This window comes from Xanthomonas prunicola (assembly GCF_002846205.1).
GTDB classification, from domain to species: Bacteria; Pseudomonadota; Gammaproteobacteria; order Xanthomonadales; family Xanthomonadaceae; genus Xanthomonas; species Xanthomonas prunicola.
This window is the reverse complement of the sequence record NZ_PHKV01000002.1, coordinates 653,660-673,307: the sequence shown is the minus strand read 5'-3', so window position 1 is coordinate 673,307 and position 19,648 is coordinate 653,660. Positions and strand designations below refer to the sequence as shown.

Here is a 19,648-nt window from a genome sequence, read left to right as displayed (position 1 = left end):
ATGCAGACCGACGCGCAGAAAGCGCACTACAGGATCGCCATCGTGACGGTGCAGATGCTCCTTTGTAACGTCTTTTTCCTGTCAAGCCCCGTCCAGGCGGACGCCGCCCCGCGTGCAGCCATCGACTGTAGCAGCAGGCTTGCTCCAAGCGAAGAAGCCGCATTGAAGAGGGAAATCGATGCACGCCTGTCTTTCGGCTCACGCAACGCCAAGAAGACGGCAAGTCCGGAAACTCCAGCCGAAATCCAGGTCAGCATCGGCGGACTACGAAAAAACCATAAGGATGCGGTTGTTTATCTCAACGGCAATCGCTATTGCGGTTCGGGTGGATGCACGATATTGGTTCTGGCGGACGATCGCAGCGCTTCATCATCAAGCCCCGCGTATCGACACGTCTCAGGCTTCATCACTGCCAAGACTCCGATCGTTGCCCTCAAGACATCCCATCATGGCTGGCGCGATCTTGGCGTTTTCGTTTCGGGTGGGGGCATCACCGAGGGATACACCGCGACCCTGATGTTCGATGGAAAGCGTTATCAAGGCAATCCAACGCTACCCAGCCGCCACAAGGCGCCAACAGCGGGGATCGACACGGTACTGATTGGCCAGCCAGATCGCACCGCCGATCAATGCACGCTGTCCTTATAGGCAGGCCCCATGCATCGGATATCACCCATCTATACGGCGGACTTCGATTTTGATGGCTCGGTCGAGCCCAGGCTCAAGGTGATGGTGGCAGCGATCCCGCGCTCGGGGAGTACGTACTTCTGTCTGGAGCTGTGGCGCAGCGGCGCCTTCGGGGCACCTGCGGAATATCTCAACTTGATGAATCGGCGAGAAGACATGATCCCCCGCCTCGCATCCGGCGACATCGTGAAGTACTGGAGCGAGGTGCAGCGTCTGAGAACCGGGCCAAATGGCGTATTTTCCTACAAAGCCTTTATCCAGGACTTCAGGCAGATCAATTCCACTGAGCCGCGCCTGTTGAAGGAAATAGGTGCCGATAAAGTGATCTACCTGCGCCGACGCAATCGGGAAGAGCAAGCCATCTCCTATAGCCGAGCATTCCAAAGCAATGCGTGGTTCGCCGATGTCAGGGAACAAGCCACGCCGGTCTACAGCCTCGACAACATCACGACGGCGCTCGACTGGATCAGCAGCCTGGAGTCTAGCTGGGAGAGGATTTTTGAACGCAAGAACTGTGCACCACTGAGACTCTGGTACGAAGACATCGTTGAACAGCCGATCGACACCTTGAAACAGGTATCCGCTTACACCGGCGTTGCGTTGGAGGATGCCAGAGCGATCTGGGTGCCGCGCATCAAGCGTCAACGCGACCTGATGACCGATCAATGGCTCGGGCATTACCAGAGGGAGAAAACAGAGCGATCGACGCAGCAAAGAAAGTGATAAGGGCTTGCCAGTCGTTCCGCTGCCACGCCATTCTGGTGGCGAAAATCCAGCCCCCAGCCGATGCCTCGGCCAGTTCGAACAGGGGCAGATAAAAGCTGGAGCTGTTATGTCTTGACGCCAATGCATTGAAGGACAGTCTGGCCAGTCGCCCATTTCCATCGGTCAGCGGGTGGAGATTCAACACCAGAGAACTCGTTACGATCGCCTGCAGCACAGGCCATTGGGTGGCGCTGGAGGCATAAATCGAAATGGCTTCAAGCCGTTCGGCGATCATCTGCGCGTTTGGGTAGACCACATGGTGGCCATCCCGATCGGACGAGCCGATCGCATCCGTTGTGCGAATGCGTTGCCCGATCCTGCCTGCGACAGACTCGACCCACTGCGAAGTGAACTGGAACGCTGACGCGTTCGAACCCACCATTTCGGCACAGAGATCCCGTTCCAGTTCCGTTGACGAGTCGCGGGTCCGCATCCCCGTGGTTGCCTCGAGGAAATACGCTGAAAGGCGACATCGCAGCGCCCGAATGGCGTGATTGTCTGGCGCGAGGTCCCTGCGAGCCTGATACAGGATCGCTCGCAGGCGTTCGTCCTTGCTGCAACAGCCCCAACGCGATTCGAGCGCGTTGCAGGGTTCACTGTACTGGGCCACGAGCGCATTCAGCGCTGGAAATTCAGCCAGTCGTATCGTTATTCCTGTCACGATGACCTCGTGGATATCCACCAACGATGGTGAGACACGCGCATGTCGATCGACACTCTAGCGCCACCGCAGCTGCAGCTCTATCGGCTACACCCGGCCGCGATGCAAATACGGCCTGCAGGACTGAGCCGGCAATGGATGGATGCAACGTCCAGGCGCTTCGCTTACAGATGCACGCCGCTCAATATCGCCAATACCTCCGGATGGGAAGTGCTGACGCCGGTGGGATTCGATGTCGAATGGGATGGTGGTCGGTCCACGGACGCGATCAGGATCACCCCTCACGATCCATCCGCACGCATCCAGCGATCAGCGTCATCGCATTTCGGGCATGGCGTACTGACCTTCCATCTTGGATGGCTGTTGCGCACGAATCCCGGCTGGGCCGTGTGGGCACGCGGGCTTCCCAACCGCACGAAACGCTCGATCACTCCACTGGAAGGCATTGTCGAAACCGACTGGCTGACCTTTCCATTCACGATGAATTGGCGTTTCGTCGAAAAGGGAAGAGTCCGTTTCGCAGCAGGGGAACCCATCGCCTACCTCACGATTTTCCCGCATATGGCTATCGACCAGGTACTGCCAACATTTCACGAGATACAGGATGCGCCTGCGCTGCATACAGCGTTCATGGATTGGCGTGATAGCCGCAACGACTGGAACACGAGGCTGGCAGAGGGGGATCCGGCAGTGACAAAACAAGGTTGGCAGCGGAAGTACCTCCGAGGCGCCCATGCTGCGCAGACAGGGGCCTATCATGTCGTCAAGCGTCGCCTCAACGCACCGGTTGCCGGCCTGGCCAGTGGATGTCCTGTCAGCCATCGATGCGATGATTCCACCTCCACGACCAACTGCGCCCCCGAAGACGGCCTTTGGTCTGAAGAGGTAGATGGTTGACCGCGCAATCATCAGCGCGCTGCATCTCACACTCCCAACGACTGCCCTCCATCTACTGCCACTACCTGCCCGGTGATCCAGCACGCCTGTGGCGATGCCAGAAACAACGCGGCATCGGCAATGTGCTGCACCTGTCCGAATCCGCCGAACGGAATGCTGTCGCGGATGCGTGCATATAACTCCGGCTCTTCGCGACTGCGCGTATCCCACAGGCCATCGGGAAACTCGATCGATCCAGGCGAGATTGCATTGACGCGGATGCGCTCGCGCGCCAACTCTGCGGCGAGGGTAGTGGTGTAGTAATTCAGCGCGGCTTTTGCGGTGGAATAGGCGATCGCGCGCGGGGTGGGGCGCTGTGCGTTGATCGAGCTGATGTTGAGGATCACCGCCGCATCGCTGTTGCGCAGATACGGCAGCGCGGCGCGATTGCAGCGCACTGCGGCCATCAGATCGATATCCAGTCCGGCCTGCCAACTTGCATCGTCGTTGCCATGTCCGAAGCCGGAGGCGTTGTTGATGACCACGTCCAGGCTGCCTAGCGCCTGCGCTGCGGCGTGCACGTAGGCATCGATCTGTGTGGCGTCCGCCAGGTCGCAGGGCTGTGTGTGCACCGGGGCGCCATGTGCTGCCAGTGCGTCTGCCGCCTGTGCAAGGCCGGCGGCATTGCGTGCGCAGATCGAAACCTGTGCGCCGCGCCGCACGAAGCCTTCTGCGATCGCCAGGCCAATGCCACGGCTGCCGCCGGCGATCAGCACACGTTGCGGGCGAACTGTGGAGTTGGACATGGCGGGCACTCGAGTTGGAAACCTGCATTATCAGACAGCCGGGCGATGCACGTTCGCTGCGTGTGTTGCTAACTCCGGCATGTCTACGAAATCTGTCCGTGTTTGACTTGCACGCGTAAGTCGAGCAGGGCGCAGACCGGGTGCCGCATTGCGCAGCGTCCAACAAAACAAGCACGCGCAGACCCACGCACCACCACCAAATACAGTCGCGACCGCTGTCATCTCGCTGCCATCTGCAACAGCCGTTGCCTGCGCCATAAGCCTCATCACTGCGGGCGATCAGCTCATGCGTTTTTGATTGCTTGCTGCTAACCAAACGTTTACACACCGGCGGCGCGCTGCGGGCACAACGTGCGAGTCATTCAGCGAGATGTGCACATGGAAACCCATATCACCGTCATCGGCGCCGGCTTCTGCGGCACCGCGCTGGTCCGTGCGCTGGCGCAGACGGCCGATGCGCAGGTACGCATCACCCTGGTCGGCGTGGCCGACACCTTCGGCAGCGGTATTGCCTATGGCGCGGCGCGGCCAGAGCATCTGCTCAACGTGCGTGCCAAGGATCTGGGCATCGACGCGCAGGCGCCCGGCGCCTTCGCCGACACCCTGCATCTGGGCGAGAGCGGCAGGCTGGAGTTCCTGCCGCGGTTGGCCTATGGCGACTATCTGCGCAGTGAGCTGGATGCGGCGGTGAGTGGCGCGCACGCCTCGATCATGCGGCTGTCGCAAGAAGCGGTGGCGGTGGAGCGTGTGCGCAAGGGCTTTCGTGTGTTTCTGGCCAATGGCGATGCCTTCCAGAGCGACCGTGTGGTGCTGGCGGTCGGTGCGCTGCAGCCGCAGGCGCTTGCGGGGATCGGCCCGCGCTTGAGCGTGCATCCGCGCTACATCGGCTGGCCGTGGCAGGGCGATGCGTTGGCGCGGCTGTCGCCGGACGACGATGTGTTGATCGTCGGTACCGGGCTGACCATGGTGGACGTGGCCCTGACGCTGCACACGCGCGGTCATCGCGGCCGCTTGCTGGCCATTTCACGGCGCGGGCTGGCACCGCAGGCGCATCTGCGCCAGCCCGGCGCACCCCTGGAATTGCCGCCGCACCTGCAGCGTGCGCTCAAGGACGCCGATCTGCGCGGGCTGCTGCGCGGGGTACGTCAGCTCAGCGCGGTGGTCGACGATTGGCGTCGCGTGGTGGATGCGCTGCGCCCGCATCTGCAGCCGCTGTGGCAGCGCCTTGCACTGAGTCAGCGTGCGCGCTTCCTGCGGCACCTGCGCCCGTACTGGGAAGTGGCGCGCCATCGCGTCGCGCCCGGTGCTGCCGAACAGCTGGCGCAATTGCAGGCATCGGGCCAGTTGCAGATCGCCGCCGCGCGCTTGCTGCGTGCGCGCTGGGTGCCTGATGGCGTGGAAGCGGTGATCCGCCCACGCGGCTCTGCCGACGCGCAGACCGGTCATTACGATGCGGTGATCCGCGCGACGGGCTTGGATACCGACATCGACCGCACCAGCGACCCATTGATCGCCGGCATGCGCGAAGCCGGTCTATTGCGCGCCGATCCATTGGGCCTGGGTGTGGACACCGATGCGCAGCTGCGCGTGCGCGATGGCGCCGGACAGATCGTGCCGGGGCTGTATTGCGTAGGGCCGTTATTGCGTGGGCGCTATTGGGAAATCACCGCGGTGCCCGAGTTGCGCGTGGCCGCGCGCGCATTGGCGGAACGGCTGTTGCTTGGCGCAACGCCAGCGTTACAACCGACGCCGGAGCAGGTGCCGCGTGAGGTCAATACGCGGGTGTAGGTGTAGCGGTGCGATGAATCTTGCAGTGGCGCAAGTGCTTGCCCGTTCTATCGGCAGCGAGGGCGTGTGCGGTGCGTAGATGAGGATCCGGGTTGCCGCGCCTGGTCGGCGACGATCTCGATCGCGTCTCGAGCCGCGTATGCGCGCTCGCGCAGAGCCAATCTGTCGCAGTGCGCTGAGTGACAGCCAGACCCTGGATCTGTGCGCGGCGTCCGCCAGGCAGCGCAATCATGCCGCGTGATGCGTAGCGCCGCGCGCCGATGCCGCACGAACTGGGTCATGTTGGCGGGCCTGAGTGCTTGAGAGCTCAGGTCGTGCATCCCTTCATCTGCCTGGAGTCCGCCATGCCACGTCTTGTTCCTGCCGCGATGTTTGCCACGCTATGCGTATGTGCGCTGCCCGCTCTGGCCACCGAATCGCTGAATAACCGCGCCGAAGTTCTCGCTGCCCTGGACGCCGGTTACGACGTCAGTGTGAGCACCGACCTTGCACGTTGCACGCCCGAAGAAGGCACCCCGGTCACCCAGACCCGCGGCGGTCGCCATGTCGATGCCTATCGCATCACCGCGGACGGCACCGTGGCTTTTTCCGATGCGCATTTCACCGTGGCCAACGACGGCAAGCCGATCCAGCAATTCATGCGCTACCAACTGCGCCCGGATGGCAGCTTGCGCTTCACCACCTATATGTATGACCTCCCCGGCCTGCAGCAACGTGGGCCGCTGCTGGCGTATCAATGCAAGCTCAATGAAGGCGTTCGTTTCCACGCCGATTGAGTCGCCCCGGGCATGCTGCGATGCCATCGCATGCGTGGCATCGCAGCGATCGAAACGCTGCTCGGCCCTGCACACGCCGCGTGGCCTGGGCTACCGCAGGGCGGTTGGTGCAGGGAAAGCGACTGCTGGGCCGGAGGCTGTCATGCAGTGGCAGCCATGGCGCGTGCACTGCGGAGCGCGAGGGCTGGCAGCACCGGAGGACGCCGGATTCGCCCGTGATGCCGCCTTGGCCTCACAATAGGCGGCCAGTTCCCACAACCGATGTCGCCATGCGCAAGACCTACCAGCTCAACCTCGAAGGCAAGAACCGCGATCGTCTGCTGGAATCCAGCAAGAACGATATCCGCAAGTACATCCGCCGCGAGCGCCGCAAGGACCTGCCGGAAGGCGCGGACTACTGGGACTTCGACATGCGCTTCGGTGTGGATGAAGCCAGCGCCGTGGCACTGCCGCCGGCCGAGCTGATCCGCTCGATCAACGCGCTCACTGCCGAAGGGGGCGACCAGTTCTTCGTCGAAATCCTGCGCAAGCCGGGCAAGCGCATGCCGCGCGCTGAGAGCGACCATGCATTCGGTGATGGCGAGCTGGATTTCGAGCAGGACTGAGTTCGCTGCTCCCTGCCTGCGGCGGACCGCTGCGGGGTGGCAGACCCTCAGGGCGCTGTTACCTGCGTCGCTGCGGAAGAATCGCGCACATTGGCTTCCGGTTGCCAACGTGCACGGACCGCATGAAGTTTGCAGTGCCCCATCGTGCGCAGGTGCTTGCAGGCCACCAACGGACGTTGCGCAGCCACCCGCCAGCCCGCTGGCGCTGGATGGCGGCATCTGCCTGACGACTACTCCCTACGGTGCGTTGGCCGCGCTTGGTCCGGCTTGCCGGTCTGCGCCTGCGCCGCCGCACGCAATTTGTCCTTCTTGCTTGGCCGCTTGCCCTTGATGCCGCCGTTGTCATCCGCTGCCCGCACCGCTGCGTCGTGTGCATCGCCGGTGGGCGCCTCGGCCGGGGTTGGCGCGAAGCCTTCGATCACGCTGGTCGGCACGCGCAGGCCCTGGCGTTTTTCGATCAGCCGCCACTGCTGCGCACTGTCGGCAGTGACGAAGCTGATCGCCACGCCGCTGGCGCCGGCCCGTGCGGTGCGGCCGATGCGGTGGGTGTAGTCGACGGTGGAGCGGGGCAGGTCGTAATTGAGCACCGCCGGCAGTGCCTCGATGTCGATGCCGCGCCCGGCCAGATCGGTGGCCACCAGCACCTGCACGTCCGCCTGTTTGAAGGCGCGTAGCGTGCGTTCGCGGCGGCCCTGACTCAATTCGCCGTGCAGCGGCAATGCGGCGATACCGGCCTTGCTCAATTTTTCGGCGACCTTGTCTGCAGTGTGGCGGCTGGCGACGAACACCAGTAGCTGCGGCCACGCGTGTTCCTGCAGCAGATGACGCAGCAGCTGTGTGCGCTGGCCGGCATCGACCGCGATGGCGCGTTGTGCGATCTCCGGTGCCTGTTCGGGTGTTGCTTCGATAGTGATGCGCAATGGGTCGCGCAGACGCCGCTTGGCCAGCGATGCGATGGCGGGCGGAAACGTGGCCGAAAACAGCACGGTTTGCCGCTGCGCCGGCAGCAAGGCCAGGATGCGATCGAGTTCGGCACCAAAGCCCAGCGCGAGCAAGCGGTCGGCTTCGTCCAGGACCAGCGTGGCGATCTCGCTCAGATGCAGCGCGTTGTGCGCGATCAGATCCAGCAGCCGGCCGGGCGTGGCCACAACGATGTCGGCGCCGCCGCGCAACGCCATCAGCTGTGGATTGATCGAACTCCCGCCGGTGGCCACGACGCTTTTCAGGCGACGCGGCAGATGCGCGGCCAGTTGGCGCAACGTTTCCTCCACCTGCGCGGCGAGTTCGCGCGTGGGCACCAGCACCAGCGCACCGAGCACGCGTGGGGCGGTATCGGGCGCCAGGCAGCGTTGCTGCAGCAGCGGCAGCGCATAGGCCAGCGTTTTGCCGGAGCCGGTCTGCGCCATCGCAATCAGATCGCGCCCGGCCAGCATCGGCGGGATCGCCTGCTGCTGGATCGGCGTGGGTGTGCGCACGCCGGCCTTGGCCAGGGCGGTATCGAAGAACGGCTGCAGCTGCGACGACAGCGAGAGATCGAGAAATGACATGCGCCGATTATCCAGGCATTGGCGCCATTGCGCTCGATGTATGTCGCACCGGCAGATGCGGTGTGGCGCTTATCTGCGTGTCGGTGCCGGCGACAGGTGACCTGTGACTGGATGCCATGAGCGGACTTGTGCGGTCTGCACCACAGGTGCTGTTTCGCCGCACGTGATCGCGATTGATCGTGAGCAACATCCAGAAACGTACGCACCTGCATGCGTGCAGGTGATGCGATCCAATCGTCCGGGTCACACCCTGCAACGCACGTCGGCGCCTCACGGCGCCGACGTAGCCAGACTCAGTTGGCCAACGCCAGATCGTCCAGCAATGCACGCAGGAAGCGTGCAGCTTCGCCGCCGGTGGCGGCGCGGTGATCGAAGGTCAGCGACAACGGCATCACCTTGTGGGTTTCCACCCCGCCCATTACCGGGGTGAGCTGGTAACGCGCACGGCCGGCGGCCACGATGGCCACGCAGGGTGGCACCACCACCGGGGTGGCGTAGCGGCCGGCGAACATCCCGAAGTTGGACAGCGAGATGGTGTAGCCGCTCAATTCGGACGCAGCGATGCTGCGATTTTCCACCTGCTGGCGCAGCCGGTTGACGCTTTCACGGATACCGTGCGCGTCCAGCATGTCGGCGTTGCGCAACGCCGGCACGAACAGGCCTTCTTCGGTATCCACGGCAATGCCGATATCGATCTGGTTGTGCAGGGTGCGGCTAAGTGCGTCGCCGTCGAACCAGGCGTTGAGCGCGGGCACGGCCTGGCAGGCACGCACGATGCCGCGCACCAGACGCACGGTGACATCGTTGCCCGGTTGCCAGGCGTGCAGATCGGCATCGTCGTTGAGCGTGGTCGGCACCACCTTGGTATGCGCGTCGGCCATCACGCGTGCCATGTTGCGGCGCACGCCCTTGAGTTGCTCCGGTTGGCCCTTGACGACCACGCCTGGCGGCTGGGTGCGCATGGGTTTGCCGCTGGTGGAGAGGGCGGAGCGATGCTGGCCCTCATCCGCCCTGCGGGCACCTTCTCCCGCAGGCGGGAGAAGGGTCGCCGTTGCCGGTCGAGCCCTGCCGTGGTCAGCGATCCCGGTGGCTCTGCCACCTTCAGCGAACGGACCACTGGCGAACGAACCATCTCTCCCGCTGGCGGGAGAGGTCGGCGCGCCATGCGCGCCGGATGAGGGCTGCGCGGTCCCTGCAGCCGCCGCCTGCTTCACGTCCGCCAGCGTCACCGTGCCGTCCGGTCCGGTGGCGCGGACCTGCGCCAGATCCACGCGCAGCTTGCGGGCGAGCGCGCGCACGACCGGCATGGCGCGGACGCCGCCGACTGCGATGGCCTGTTCGCTCTGCACGGTGTTGGAGCTCTGCATCGCACCGACCACGGTGCCTGCGTCATCGCGCTCGCCTGCGGCACTGGAAGCTGTCTCCGCATCGGCGATCTCGCCACCGTTGTCGGAGGCGACCACACGTTCGGTCGGGCCAGCCGCGCTCTGTCCGGTGCTCGGCGTTGCCGCCTGTGCGCTGCCGCCGTGACCATGTCCATGACCGGTGTCCTGACCGTCGGCGCGCTGCGGCTGCGAGGCATCCAGTGCGAACTGCGCCAGCATGGAACCGGTCACGATCACATCGCCGGCCGCACCGGCCAGCTTGACCACGGTGCCGGAAAACGGCGAGGGCACTTCGACCACCGCCTTGGCGGTTTCCATCGACACCAGCGGGTCGTCCAGGCGGACGCTGTCGCCCTCCTTGACGAACCATTCGACGATGGTGGCGTCGGGCAGGCCTTCGCCCAGGTCGGGCAGGTGGAAAGTCTTGTTGTCGCTCATGGCAGATTCTCTTGCGCGGCAGGCAGCTGCGGCGTGGTGTCGTCGAGGAGTTCAAGGTCGGCAGCCGGCAGCCAGCCCTGCGTGCCATCGGCACGCTCGGACCACCACCAACCACCGTGTTCGTGATGCAGCAACACGTCCTCGCCTGCCTGGGCATCGAGTTCGCGTGCGTCGTAATCGCGCAGGGCTTCAGCCCTGCCGTCGCCCAGCGGGCGCAGCCAGGCCAGTGGCGCCCAGCCGGCACGGCCACCGTCGGTCGTGACCCAGGCAAACGCCGGCCATTCTTCGTCGCGCACGCCCACGCTCACCTGCTGGCCTGCCTGGAAGCGGACCGGGTTGGCGTAGGCGGCGCGGTGTTCGCAAAGCAGACGGGCGCGCATATCAGCCGGCTGCCACCGCGCGACGTGCCGCGGTCACGATGCGCTCCACGCTCGGCAGGTACTTCATTTCCAGCCGGAACAGCGGGATATGCGTGTCGTAACCGGTGACGCGTTCGACCGGTGCCACCAGGTCGTACATCGATTTTTCCGCCAGGCGTGCGGCGATTTCTGCGCCGAAACCGGCAGTGCGCGGGGCTTCCTGCACGATCACGCAGCGGCCGGTCTTGGCGACCGATTCGGCGATGGTGTCGAAGTCCAGCGGGCGCAGCGTCGCCACGTCGATGACTTCGGCGCTGATGCCTTCGCCGGCGAGTTGGTCGGCCGCTTCCAGCGCTTCTTTGACCTGCGCGCCCCAGGTCACCAGGGTGACATCGGTGCCGTCGCGCAGCACGAAGCAGACATCCAGCGGAAGCGCTTCGCCATCGTTGGCGACCACTTCCTTGTACTGGCGATAGATGCGCTTGGGTTCCATGTAGATCACCGGATCCGGGTCGCGGATCGCCGCCAGCAACAGGCCGTATGCGCGCTGCGGCGACGATGGCAGCACCACGCGCAGGCCGGGCACGTTGGTGAAGATGGCTTCGTTGGCTTCGCTGTGATGTTCCGGCGCGCGGATGCCGCCGCCCCACGGCACGCGCAGCACCATCGGGCAATGCAGGCGGCCACGGGTGCGGTTACGCAGGCGTGCGGCGTGGCAGATCAGGTGATCGACCATGGGATACACGAAGCCGTCGAACTGCGCCTCGGCCACCGGCTTCATGCCTTGCGCGGCCAGCCCGACGCTCAACCCGGCGATGGTGGTTTCGTCCAGTGGCGTGTCCAGCACGCGCGCGCTGCCGAAGCGTTGCTGCAGGCCGGCGGTGGCGCGGAACACGCCGCCGTTGACGCCGACATCCTCGCCCAGCACCAGCACCGCGGGGTCGTGTTCCAGCTCCCAGGCCAGTGCCTGGGTGATGGCTTCGATCAAGGTGATGGGCGAACTCATGGCGATCTCTCCGCGCGTTGCCGCAGCGTTGTAAGGGGCACTGGCGTGCTGCGACGTCTCTGCGGGCACATGCTTGAGCTCATCCATGACGCGACTCCAGCGCCATCACTTCGGCGCGCTGTGCCAGCAACTCGGCCGGCGGGTCGCCGTAGAGGTAATCGAACATCGCTTCGACTGGCTGCACCGGCGTGTTGAGATAGGCGTTGACCTCTTCGTCCACGCGCGCGCTGCATTCTGCTTTCCAGGCTTCTTCCTGCGCCTCGTCCCACAGACCCTGCGCAGTGAGATAGCGGCGCAGGCGCAGCAGCGGTTCGAGAGCCCAGCCCTGCTTGACCTCTTCTTCGCCGCGATAGCGCCGCGCGTCGTCGGCGGTGGTGTGGTCGGACAGGCGATAGGTCAGGAACTCGATCACCGTGCCGCCATCGCCGGCCAGCGCACGCACGCGGGCCTGACGCATGGCTTCGAGCACGGCAACCAAGTCGTTGCCGTCCACCTGCAGGCAATGCAGGCCGCCGGCCAGGCCCTTCTGTGCGAGCGTCTGCGCGCCGGTCTGCGCCGAGCGCGGCACCGAGATCGCCCAACCGTTGTTGATCACGCACAGGATCAGCGGCAGCTTATAGGCGCCGGCGGAATTGAGCGCGGCATAGAAGTCGGTCTTGGAGCTGCCGCCATCGCCGCAGCAGGCCACTGCCACCTGCGGCTTGTTCTGCAGCTTGAACGACAACGCCGAACCGGCCGCATGCAGGCACTGGGTGGAAATCGGCACGCAGATCGGGAAGTCGATCGCCGCATCGGCATCGCGCGGATAGTCGCTGCCGCGTTCGTCGCCGCCCCAATACAGCAGCACATCGCGCGGGCGCACGCCGCGTTCGAACATGGTGCCGTACTCGCGGTAGCTGGGCGCGAACACATCGCCGCTGCGCATCGAAGCGCCAATGCCTACATGCGTGGCTTCGTGGCCGATGCAGGCCGCGTAGGTGCCCAGCTTGCCGGTGCGCTGCAGGGCCACCGATTTGGTGTCGAAGGTGCGCACGAACAACATGCGCTTGAACAGGGCGAGCAGCTGCTGCGGGTTGGCAGCGTCGGCGGGAAGGTCGTCGCGGACCCATTGGCCGTCCGCGTCCATGTACTGCAGATAGTCGATCTCGAACTGCGCGGCTACGCTCATTGCGACGACACCTTCTTCAAGAAGTTTCAAATGATATGAGTTGTCATGTTAAGGACGGCGAAGCAAAACGCTGTCCTGCACCGCAGCAGACAATCATGCTGGCTTGCACAAAAAAAAGGGCGCGGACCAGGCCGCGCCCTTTGTCGCAGTAAAGAACTGCGACGTGCTGCACTGCGATTAGCGGCGCCCATCACCTCCGCCGATCGGGGTGATGATCAGCGCCGAATCGTTGGCCGGGTTCGCATCCGGTGATGCCGACGTGGCCTTGGCCTGCACGCGGATCGCACCGTCGGCCGGGATCGGCTTGGCCGCGACGATCAGCTGAAACGCGGCCTGCACTCCCGGTTGCAATGCTGCGGCGGTGCTGCACACGAAGATCGCGCTGCGCAGCGACTGCACCTGCTTGTCGCAACGCCAGCCGCTGGGTGGCACCAGCTGCGACAACACCGACACTGTGTTGCCTTCGATCCGCACACTGGCACCGGTAGCGGCTGCGTTGCCGCGGTTGTCCAGTAACACCCGATAGGTGGCATTGAAGGCAGTGGTCGGCAGTGTGGCAGGGCCTTCCAGGCGCACTGCCAGATCGCTGCGCAGCGCGGGCTGCACGGTCACTGCGGTGGTGTCTGTGTTGTTGTCCGGTTGCGGGTCGGGCGTTTGCGAGGCGGCCGAGGCGGCCAGGGTCAGGCTGCGTCCTGCCAGTTCCGTGCCAGCGTCGACCTGCACGGCGAAGCGCTGGGCGTTGCCGGATGCCAGTGAGGCGATGGTGCAGGTGACCACTGTCTGGGGACCGGTTTCCGGCGGTTGGCAGCTCCAGCCCGGTGCGGCGGTGACCCGTGGACTGACCGCGGCATCGAAGGCCAGTGCCACCGCTGCAAACGCCGCGCTGTCGGGCCCACGGTTCTCCACCTCCACGCTGAAATCGATGCGTTCGCCTTCGGTCACTTGTGCGCGTGCCGCAGCGACCATCACGCCCAGGTCGGCACGCAACGCGGGCGCCATGCGCAACAGCACCACGGTGGGATCGTGATCGGACAAGCGCGTGGGCGTGTTGGCATCGTTACGCGCGGTGCCGGGGAAGTCGGCATTGATGCGTGCGTGGCCCACCGACAGCGACGCGATGTTGGGTGCGCGCATCAGCGCAGCGCTGGCCAGGATGTGATCGAGCGACTGCACGTTGCCGTCGAAGGCGTAAGAGTAGCTCTGATCGGGCGTGTTGAACCAGGTCAGATCGGTGTAGTCCGGGTCGACCAGATCCACGCCATCGCCGCCCACCACGGTCTGCGCATCCGGCGCCGGCCTGCCGGTGACGGTGCCCATCGCATCCACGTAGCCGTCGTTGAACTCGAAGGCGTTGAAGTCGCCCATCACCAGCACCTGCTCGGCCGGGTCGAGCTGCTGGCGCGTCTGCAGCAGGCGCGCCAGATACTCGGCCTGGGCCTGGCGCTTGGCGCGGATGCGGGTGCCGGCCGCATCATCGGTCTCGGCGCCATTGAGCGAGCGCTGGTGCACCACGATGGCGGTCAGCGGCAGCACGCGGCCATCGGCCTGATGCACGTTGGCGGTGAGCACCAGCGGTGGGCGGTCGTTGAGCAGGCTGACACTGCCGGCCGGCTCGGTCCAGGTGGCGGTCTTGCCTTCCTGGGCGATGGAGAGCACTTCCACACGCGGCAGGCCGGCGGCAACGTCGGCGGTCTTGACCAGGAAACCGACGTCGATGCCGCCGACGTCGTTGCCTTCCTGCAGGTACGCCACGTATCTGGGGTCCTGCTGGCCGGCGGCCACTGCATCGGCATTGACGCGTGCGGCCAGGGTCTGCAGCACGCTGAGGTTTTCCACTTCCACCGTGCCCAGGATGTCGGGTGTGTGCAGGGAGTTGCGGATCGCCAGCGAGGCCTTGTTGAGGCGGGCCTGGAACGCGGCCGGGGTGAGCACCGGCTCGCCGATCGCCGGGTCGTTCTGGTCGTCGAAGAAGCGTTCCATGTTGTAGGTGGCCACGGCCACGTCGTCGGCCTGCGGCCGCGGCGCCGGGCGTGGTTGGTCGGCACCGTTGCAGTTCACCTGCGGGGTGCGCTCGGGGTACAGCGTGTAGCGGCGGAAGCTGTAGTCCAGCGGGCCGACCACATTGAGCACCTGGCAGCCGGAGGCCAGATCCAGGCGCTCGGCGCCCACGCCAGCACTGCCGACGGCGATCACTTCCGGATTGGTGTTCCAGCGCGGCACGCCCGCCGGCGAGCCGGCCGGCAGCGGGTCGGGCAACTGCACGCCGGGCTCGCGAAAGGCGCGCGGCACCCCGGTGACCACGGCATGGAACACGCCATTGCTGGTGGCGGTGGCGTTGGTCTCGTTGACGCTGCCGCCGGTGGGCGCATTGACGGTGAGGCTGGCGGCGGCCACGCGCATGCCTTCCAGCGCTTCGAGCTGATCAAAGGCGCCGTTGGGGTTGGGGAAGTTCGCGCTCAATGCCACCGGCATCGGCAATGGGTTGCCGGTGGAATCCAGCAGCACGGTCAGGCTGCCGCCGATTTCGGTGAGCGGCGGCTGGGTCGGGTCGGCAGTGGGCACGTACTCGAGCACCGTGCCCTGCACGCGCACCCGGTTGCCGATGGCAGCGGCATCCGGCGGTGCGCTGCCGGTGTAGACGTAGACGCCTTCGGAGGTGGCCGGATCGCCATCGGTTTCGGCATCCGGTGCCTGCAGGAAGAAGCCGGCGCTGCGACGGGCAGTGACGATGCCCGAGGTGGCGACCACCTGGCCTTCGAGCGGCGAGCGTGCGCCCTTGCCCTGGATGGCGTGGATCGGCAGCAGGCTGAAGTCGTCGTTGAGGAGGGTGCCGGTGGCGCTCAGCGTGGCCGGCAACGCGCCGGTGAGGCCGCTGATCTGCAGCGCGAAGGTCTCGTCGGGCTCGGGCGTGGTGTCGCCCAGCACCTCCACGGTGATGCTGGCGCTGCGCTCGCCAGCGGCGATCCGGACGCTGGTGGCGGGCAGGGCGATGTAGTCGCTGCCGGCGGTGGCCGTGCCATCGGCCGTGGCGGCGGTGAAGCTCACCCCACCCGCACTGGCCGGCTGGCTCAGGCTCAGGGTGAACACGACGCTGCGGCTGCCGCCGTTGCCTTCGGCCTGGCTGACATCGGCCAGCGTGGCGATCGGCTGGCCGCCGCCGCTGCACAGGCGCGCAGCGCTGGCGCTGTTGCGCGGTGCCGGCGCGCCGGTAGCGAAATCGGCTGCGTTGTTGTCGGTATCGGTGCAACCCTCGCCTGCGCGCAGCACCGCCAGGGTATTGCTGGGGGCCGGCGTGGGCGCATTGCCCTCGGCGCAGCTGGCATTGCTGCCGTAGCCGACCAGGTCGGCGTTGCCAGTGGGGCAGGTGCCGCTCAGTGCGGAAGCGGTGGCGCTCAGCGCCACCTTGCCGGCCGTGCCGCTCAGGGCCAGGGTGCCGGTGGCATCGGGTGTGGGCAGTGCAACGCTGCCGCCGCTGCCATCGGCCTGCTTGACCAGGTAGTAGCCGCCGGCCGGAATGCTGCCTGCCAACGGCGTGACCTGCCAGCTGCTGCCAGCGGCCGAGGCGTACTGCACCGACCAGCCGTCCAGGCTGACCGTGGTGCTGCCGCTGTTGTGCAGCTCGATGAAATCGCTGCGGAGGGTGGCGCCGCTATTGCCGCCACCGCCGTAAACCTGGCTGATGACGACCTGGGCATTGGCGTGGCCGGCAATGGCCAGCGCACACAAAAATACGGCTGCACGACGCTGCAACACATGCATGAGATGAGAGTCCCCTGATCCTTGAGACGTGAAACGCTCCCCTGGTCCGGCCACGTCCCTGGCCGGCAGCGCCGTTCGATTCTGCATGAATTTGCAGACCTAGGTTGACGATACGGTGACAGCGGCGCAGTCGCTGAGACCGTACCTGGCGCGTGCAAGTTGATTCAGAGATGAAAGAAGCGGGCTCGAGGCTGACGCCCATGCGCGCGATCCCTCGCATCTCGTGCGTGCGGTTTGCAAGCTACCTCCGGATCCCTGGTTTGCGCAGCCAGGCGACGCGAGCCGCCGCCGCCACGCTCGTCCGCCGTCCGCCGTCCGCCGTCCGCCGTCCGCCATCTCCCATTCCCGATTCCCGATTCCCGATTCCCGATTCGGCGGCGGCTGCCAAGCCGCCGCCAGCGCGCTACCCTGCGTGGCCCGATCTTCAGCGCTCCGCCATGCCCGTCGACAAGAACCTGCGTGACCTGGAACCCGGCATCCACACCGACCTGGAGGGGCGGCTGACCTACGGCGGGTATCTGCGGCTGGACCAGCTGCTGTCGGCGCAGCAGCCGCTGTCCGAGCCGGCACATCACGACGAAATGCTGTTCATCATCCAGCACCAGACCTCGGAGCTATGGCTGAAGCTGCTGGCGCACGAGCTGCGCGCGGCGATGGTGCACCTGCAGAACGACCAGGTCTGGCAGTGTCGCAAGGTGCTGGCGCGCAGCAAGCAGGTGCTGCGCCAGCTCACCGAACAGTGGTCGGTGCTGGAAACGCTGACGCCGAGCGAGTACATGGGATTCCGCGATGTGCTGGGCCCCTCGTCCGGCTTCCAGTCGCTGCAATACCGCTATATCGAGTTTCTGCTCGGCAACAAGAACCCGCAGATGCTGCAGGTGTTCGCCTACGACCGGCAGGGCCAGGCGCGCCTGCGCGAAGTGCTGGAAGCGCCGAGCCTGTACGAAGAATTCCTGCGCTATCTGGCGCGCTTCGGGCACGCGATTCCGCAGCAATATCAGGCCCGCGACTGGACCGCCGCCCATGTGGCCGACGACACCTTGCGGCCGGTGTTCGAGCGCATCTACGAAAACACCGACCGCTACTGGCGCGAATATGCGCTGTGCGAGGACCTGGTGGATGTGGAAACCCAGTTCCAGCTCTGGCGCTTCCGCCACATGCGCACGGTGATGCGGGTGATCGGCTTCAAGCGCGGCACCGGTGGCTCCAGCGGCGTCGGCTTTCTGCAGCAGGCGTTGGCACTGACTTTTTTCCCGGAGCTGTTCGACGTGCGCACCTCGGTGGGCGTGGAAGGTCGTGAGCCGGTGGGTGGTGGTCGCGGTGAGCCTGAAAAGGGCTGAGCGGGTCGCTACGGGCGTCATCCCTGCAGACCGGCCGCCATCAGGCCGGCGAGTCCTGCGAATTTGACGCGTACATGACGTCTAAGTGATCCTCGCGCGTCTCCCGGGGTACGCTCCGGGCACCCAGCCATTACTGAATACGCAAGGGACATTCCATGAGCGTTGACGCGACCGCGCCGACTTCCGCCGCCACTCCGCCGCCGCCGGCACCGCCCGAGTTCCCCACGTTGCTCGGTCATCCCCGGCCGCTGTGGATGCTGTTCATGACCGAATTCTGGGAACGCTTCGCGTTCTACGGCATTCGTTGGGCGCTGACGCTCTATATCGTGGCCCAGTTTTACGAGGGCTCAGGCGCCGGCGAAGCCCCGGCGAATCGACTCTACGGCGCTTATCTGGCACTGGTATATGCCTCGGCGCTGTTTGGTGGATTCGTCGCAGACCGACTCATTGGCTATCAGCGCTCGCTGTTGATCGGTGCAATTGTCATGTCGGTCGGCCTATTCCTGATCGCAGTGCCAAACGAACAAATATTCAAAATTGGCCTGGCGACGATCATCGCCGGCAACGGCCTGTTCAAGCCGAACGTCTCGACCATGGTCGGCAAACTGTATCCGCTGAACGATCCGCGTCGGGATTCAGGATTCACGATCTTCTACATGGGTATCAATGCAGGCGGGTTTCTGGCGCCGATTCTGACCGGTTTGCTTGCAGACAAAATTTTTGGCACCGAGGCGATGCCTGCCTACAAGTACGTCTTCATCGCCTCAGGCGTGGGCATGCTGATCAGTCTTGTCTGGTTCTGGTTGGGACGTCGTCAACTCGGGCCGGTCGGCTTGCCGCCTGTCGGTGGAGAAGGCATGGGCCGAACTCTGGCGGTACTGGTGGGCACACTTGTTGCAATTCCGGTCGCCTATGGCCTGCTGCTGATCGATGCCAGCATCCTTGGTTGGATCCTGACCGTCTTGTTCCTTGCCCTGTGCGGATTGATCCTGTTCGAAGGCATTCGCGAAGGCAAAGTGCACCGCGACCGCGCCATCGCCATGCTGATCGTGTTTGTGTTTAACGTAATGTTCTTCATGTTCTTCGAGCAGGCGGGCAGTTCGTTCAACTTCCTCGCCCAGAACATCGTGGAGCGCGACCTGGGCGGCTGGATGTTCCCGGTGGGTTGGTTCCAATCGGTCAACACGCTGGCCATCCTGGTGCTTGGCCCGGTCTTTGTCTGGCTTTGGGTAGCACTGAAATCGGCCAATCCGTCGATCCCGCGCAAGTTCGGCCTGGGCTTGATTTTCAACGGATTGGCTTTTGCACTGCTGATGTACGCGTTGTCTGCACTTGTGGACGATGCCGGGAAAATTCCCTTCTGGACCTTGTTCATGGTCTACGTCATCCAGACTGTCGGTGAGCTTTGCTTGTCTCCGATCGGTTTGTCGATGACCACAAAACTGGCGCCCGCCAAAGTCGTTGGCTTGGCCATGGGTGGCTGGTTCCTGTCGACCGCGATCGGCAACAACCTGTCGGGCATCTTCGCTTCTGCGGTCAGCGGCGAGACCGGTATGACCGTGGCCTCTGCACTGAAGGGCTACACTTTTGGGTTCTGGTCGTTGATCGCTGCGGGCGTATTGCTGTTGCTGATTGCCCCATTGGTCAACAAACTGATGCATGGTGTGAAGTGAGGAGAACAG

At 64.9% G+C, this 19,648-nt stretch carries 16 protein-coding genes; 8 read left to right on the top strand and 8 right to left on the bottom strand.

Annotated features, from left to right (window positions below):
* A complete protein-coding gene (locus XpruCFBP8353_RS09450) occupies window positions 1-648 on the top strand; it encodes a hypothetical protein (RefSeq protein ID WP_101362967.1) in 648 nt (215 codons plus the stop codon).
* 9 nt (window positions 649-657) lie between these two features.
* The gene (locus tag XpruCFBP8353_RS09445; RefSeq protein WP_101362966.1) at window positions 658-1,410 is read left to right on the top strand and encodes a Stf0 family sulfotransferase; all 753 of its coding nucleotides are present in this window, start codon (window positions 658-660) and stop codon (window positions 1,408-1,410) included.
* Here XpruCFBP8353_RS09445 and XpruCFBP8353_RS09440 read toward each other — a convergent pair.
* Complete coding sequence (locus XpruCFBP8353_RS09440) at window positions 1,322-2,134, bottom strand: Fic family protein (RefSeq protein ID WP_133125640.1); 813 nt, start codon at window positions 2,132-2,134, stop codon at window positions 1,322-1,324. The two genes, XpruCFBP8353_RS09445 and XpruCFBP8353_RS09440, sit on opposite strands and share 89 nt — an antisense overlap.
* 21 nt (window positions 2,135-2,155) lie before the next feature.
* Between XpruCFBP8353_RS09440 and XpruCFBP8353_RS23400 the strand changes: the two genes are divergently transcribed.
* Window positions 2,156-3,010: a DUF6065 family protein gene (locus XpruCFBP8353_RS23400; RefSeq protein WP_133125639.1), complete on the top strand. Its 855-nt coding sequence runs from the start codon at window positions 2,156-2,158 to the stop codon at window positions 3,008-3,010.
* 26 nt (window positions 3,011-3,036) lie between these two features.
* Here XpruCFBP8353_RS23400 and XpruCFBP8353_RS09435 read toward each other — a convergent pair whose 3' ends face one another.
* Complete coding sequence (locus XpruCFBP8353_RS09435) at window positions 3,037-3,795, bottom strand: SDR family NAD(P)-dependent oxidoreductase (RefSeq protein WP_101362964.1); 759 nt, start codon at window positions 3,793-3,795, stop codon at window positions 3,037-3,039.
* Window positions 3,796-4,173: 378 nt separating this feature from the next.
* Between XpruCFBP8353_RS09435 and XpruCFBP8353_RS09425 the strand changes: the two genes are divergently transcribed.
* The 3 genes from XpruCFBP8353_RS09425 (at window position 4,174) to XpruCFBP8353_RS23395 (ending at window position 6,964) form a co-directional block, all read left to right on the top strand.
* Window positions 4,174-5,583 carry an FAD/NAD(P)-binding protein gene (locus XpruCFBP8353_RS09425; protein WP_101362963.1) on the top strand — a complete coding sequence of 470 codons (1,410 nt, stop codon included), beginning with the start codon at window positions 4,174-4,176 and terminating at the stop codon, window positions 5,581-5,583.
* Window positions 5,584-5,927: 344 nt separating this feature from the next.
* The gene (locus XpruCFBP8353_RS09415; RefSeq protein WP_101362962.1) at window positions 5,928-6,359 is read left to right on the top strand and encodes a VirK family protein; all 432 of its coding nucleotides are present in this window, start codon (window positions 5,928-5,930) and stop codon (window positions 6,357-6,359) included.
* Between the two features lie 269 nt (window positions 6,360-6,628).
* A complete protein-coding gene (locus XpruCFBP8353_RS23395) occupies window positions 6,629-6,964 on the top strand; it encodes a DUF6172 family protein (protein ID WP_101362961.1) in 336 nt (111 codons plus the stop codon).
* Window positions 6,965-7,194: 230 nt separating this feature from the next.
* Here XpruCFBP8353_RS23395 and XpruCFBP8353_RS09405 read toward each other — a convergent pair whose 3' ends face one another.
* From XpruCFBP8353_RS09405 to XpruCFBP8353_RS09380, 6 genes are all read right to left on the bottom strand, one after another.
* Window positions 7,195-8,511, bottom strand: a complete 1,317-nt coding sequence (locus XpruCFBP8353_RS09405) for a DEAD/DEAH box helicase (protein WP_101362960.1) — start codon at window positions 8,509-8,511, stop codon at window positions 7,195-7,197.
* Between the two features lie 293 nt (window positions 8,512-8,804).
* Window positions 8,805-10,334: a dihydrolipoamide acetyltransferase family protein gene (locus XpruCFBP8353_RS09400; RefSeq protein ID WP_101362959.1), complete on the bottom strand. Its 1,530-nt coding sequence runs from the start codon at window positions 10,332-10,334 to the stop codon at window positions 8,805-8,807.
* Window positions 10,331-10,714 (bottom strand): SH3 domain-containing protein, encoded by a 384-nt coding sequence (locus tag XpruCFBP8353_RS09395; protein WP_101362958.1) that lies wholly within the window; start codon window positions 10,712-10,714, stop codon window positions 10,331-10,333. The genes XpruCFBP8353_RS09400 and XpruCFBP8353_RS09395 overlap by 4 nt, the downstream gene beginning before the upstream one ends.
* Window position 10,715: 1 nt before the next feature.
* Window positions 10,716-11,786 carry an alpha-ketoacid dehydrogenase subunit beta gene (locus XpruCFBP8353_RS09390; protein ID WP_162300998.1) on the bottom strand — a complete coding sequence of 357 codons (1,071 nt, stop codon included), beginning with the start codon at window positions 11,784-11,786 and terminating at the stop codon, window positions 10,716-10,718.
* Window positions 11,779-12,867, bottom strand: coding sequence for a pyruvate dehydrogenase (acetyl-transferring) E1 component subunit alpha (pdhA, locus tag XpruCFBP8353_RS09385; protein WP_101362957.1), 1,089 nt, complete (start codon window positions 12,865-12,867; stop codon window positions 11,779-11,781). Before pdhA ends, XpruCFBP8353_RS09390 begins: the two co-directional genes overlap by 8 nt.
* 177 nt (window positions 12,868-13,044) lie before the next feature.
* Window positions 13,045-16,626 carry a lamin tail domain-containing protein gene (locus XpruCFBP8353_RS09380; RefSeq protein WP_101362956.1) on the bottom strand — a complete coding sequence of 1,194 codons (3,582 nt, stop codon included), beginning with the start codon at window positions 16,624-16,626 and terminating at the stop codon, window positions 13,045-13,047.
* Between the two features lie 437 nt (window positions 16,627-17,063).
* Between XpruCFBP8353_RS09380 and XpruCFBP8353_RS09375 the strand changes: the two genes are divergently transcribed.
* Both XpruCFBP8353_RS09375 and XpruCFBP8353_RS09370 read left to right on the top strand, forming a co-directional pair.
* Window positions 17,064-17,966, top strand: a complete 903-nt coding sequence (locus XpruCFBP8353_RS09375; protein WP_101362955.1) for a tryptophan 2,3-dioxygenase — start codon at window positions 17,064-17,066, stop codon at window positions 17,964-17,966.
* Window positions 17,967-18,121: 155 nt separating this feature from the next.
* Window positions 18,122-19,639 carry a peptide MFS transporter gene (locus XpruCFBP8353_RS09370; RefSeq protein ID WP_101362954.1) on the top strand — a complete coding sequence of 506 codons (1,518 nt, stop codon included), beginning with the start codon at window positions 18,122-18,124 and terminating at the stop codon, window positions 19,637-19,639.
* The last annotated feature ends 9 nt before the right edge of the window (window positions 19,640-19,648 follow it).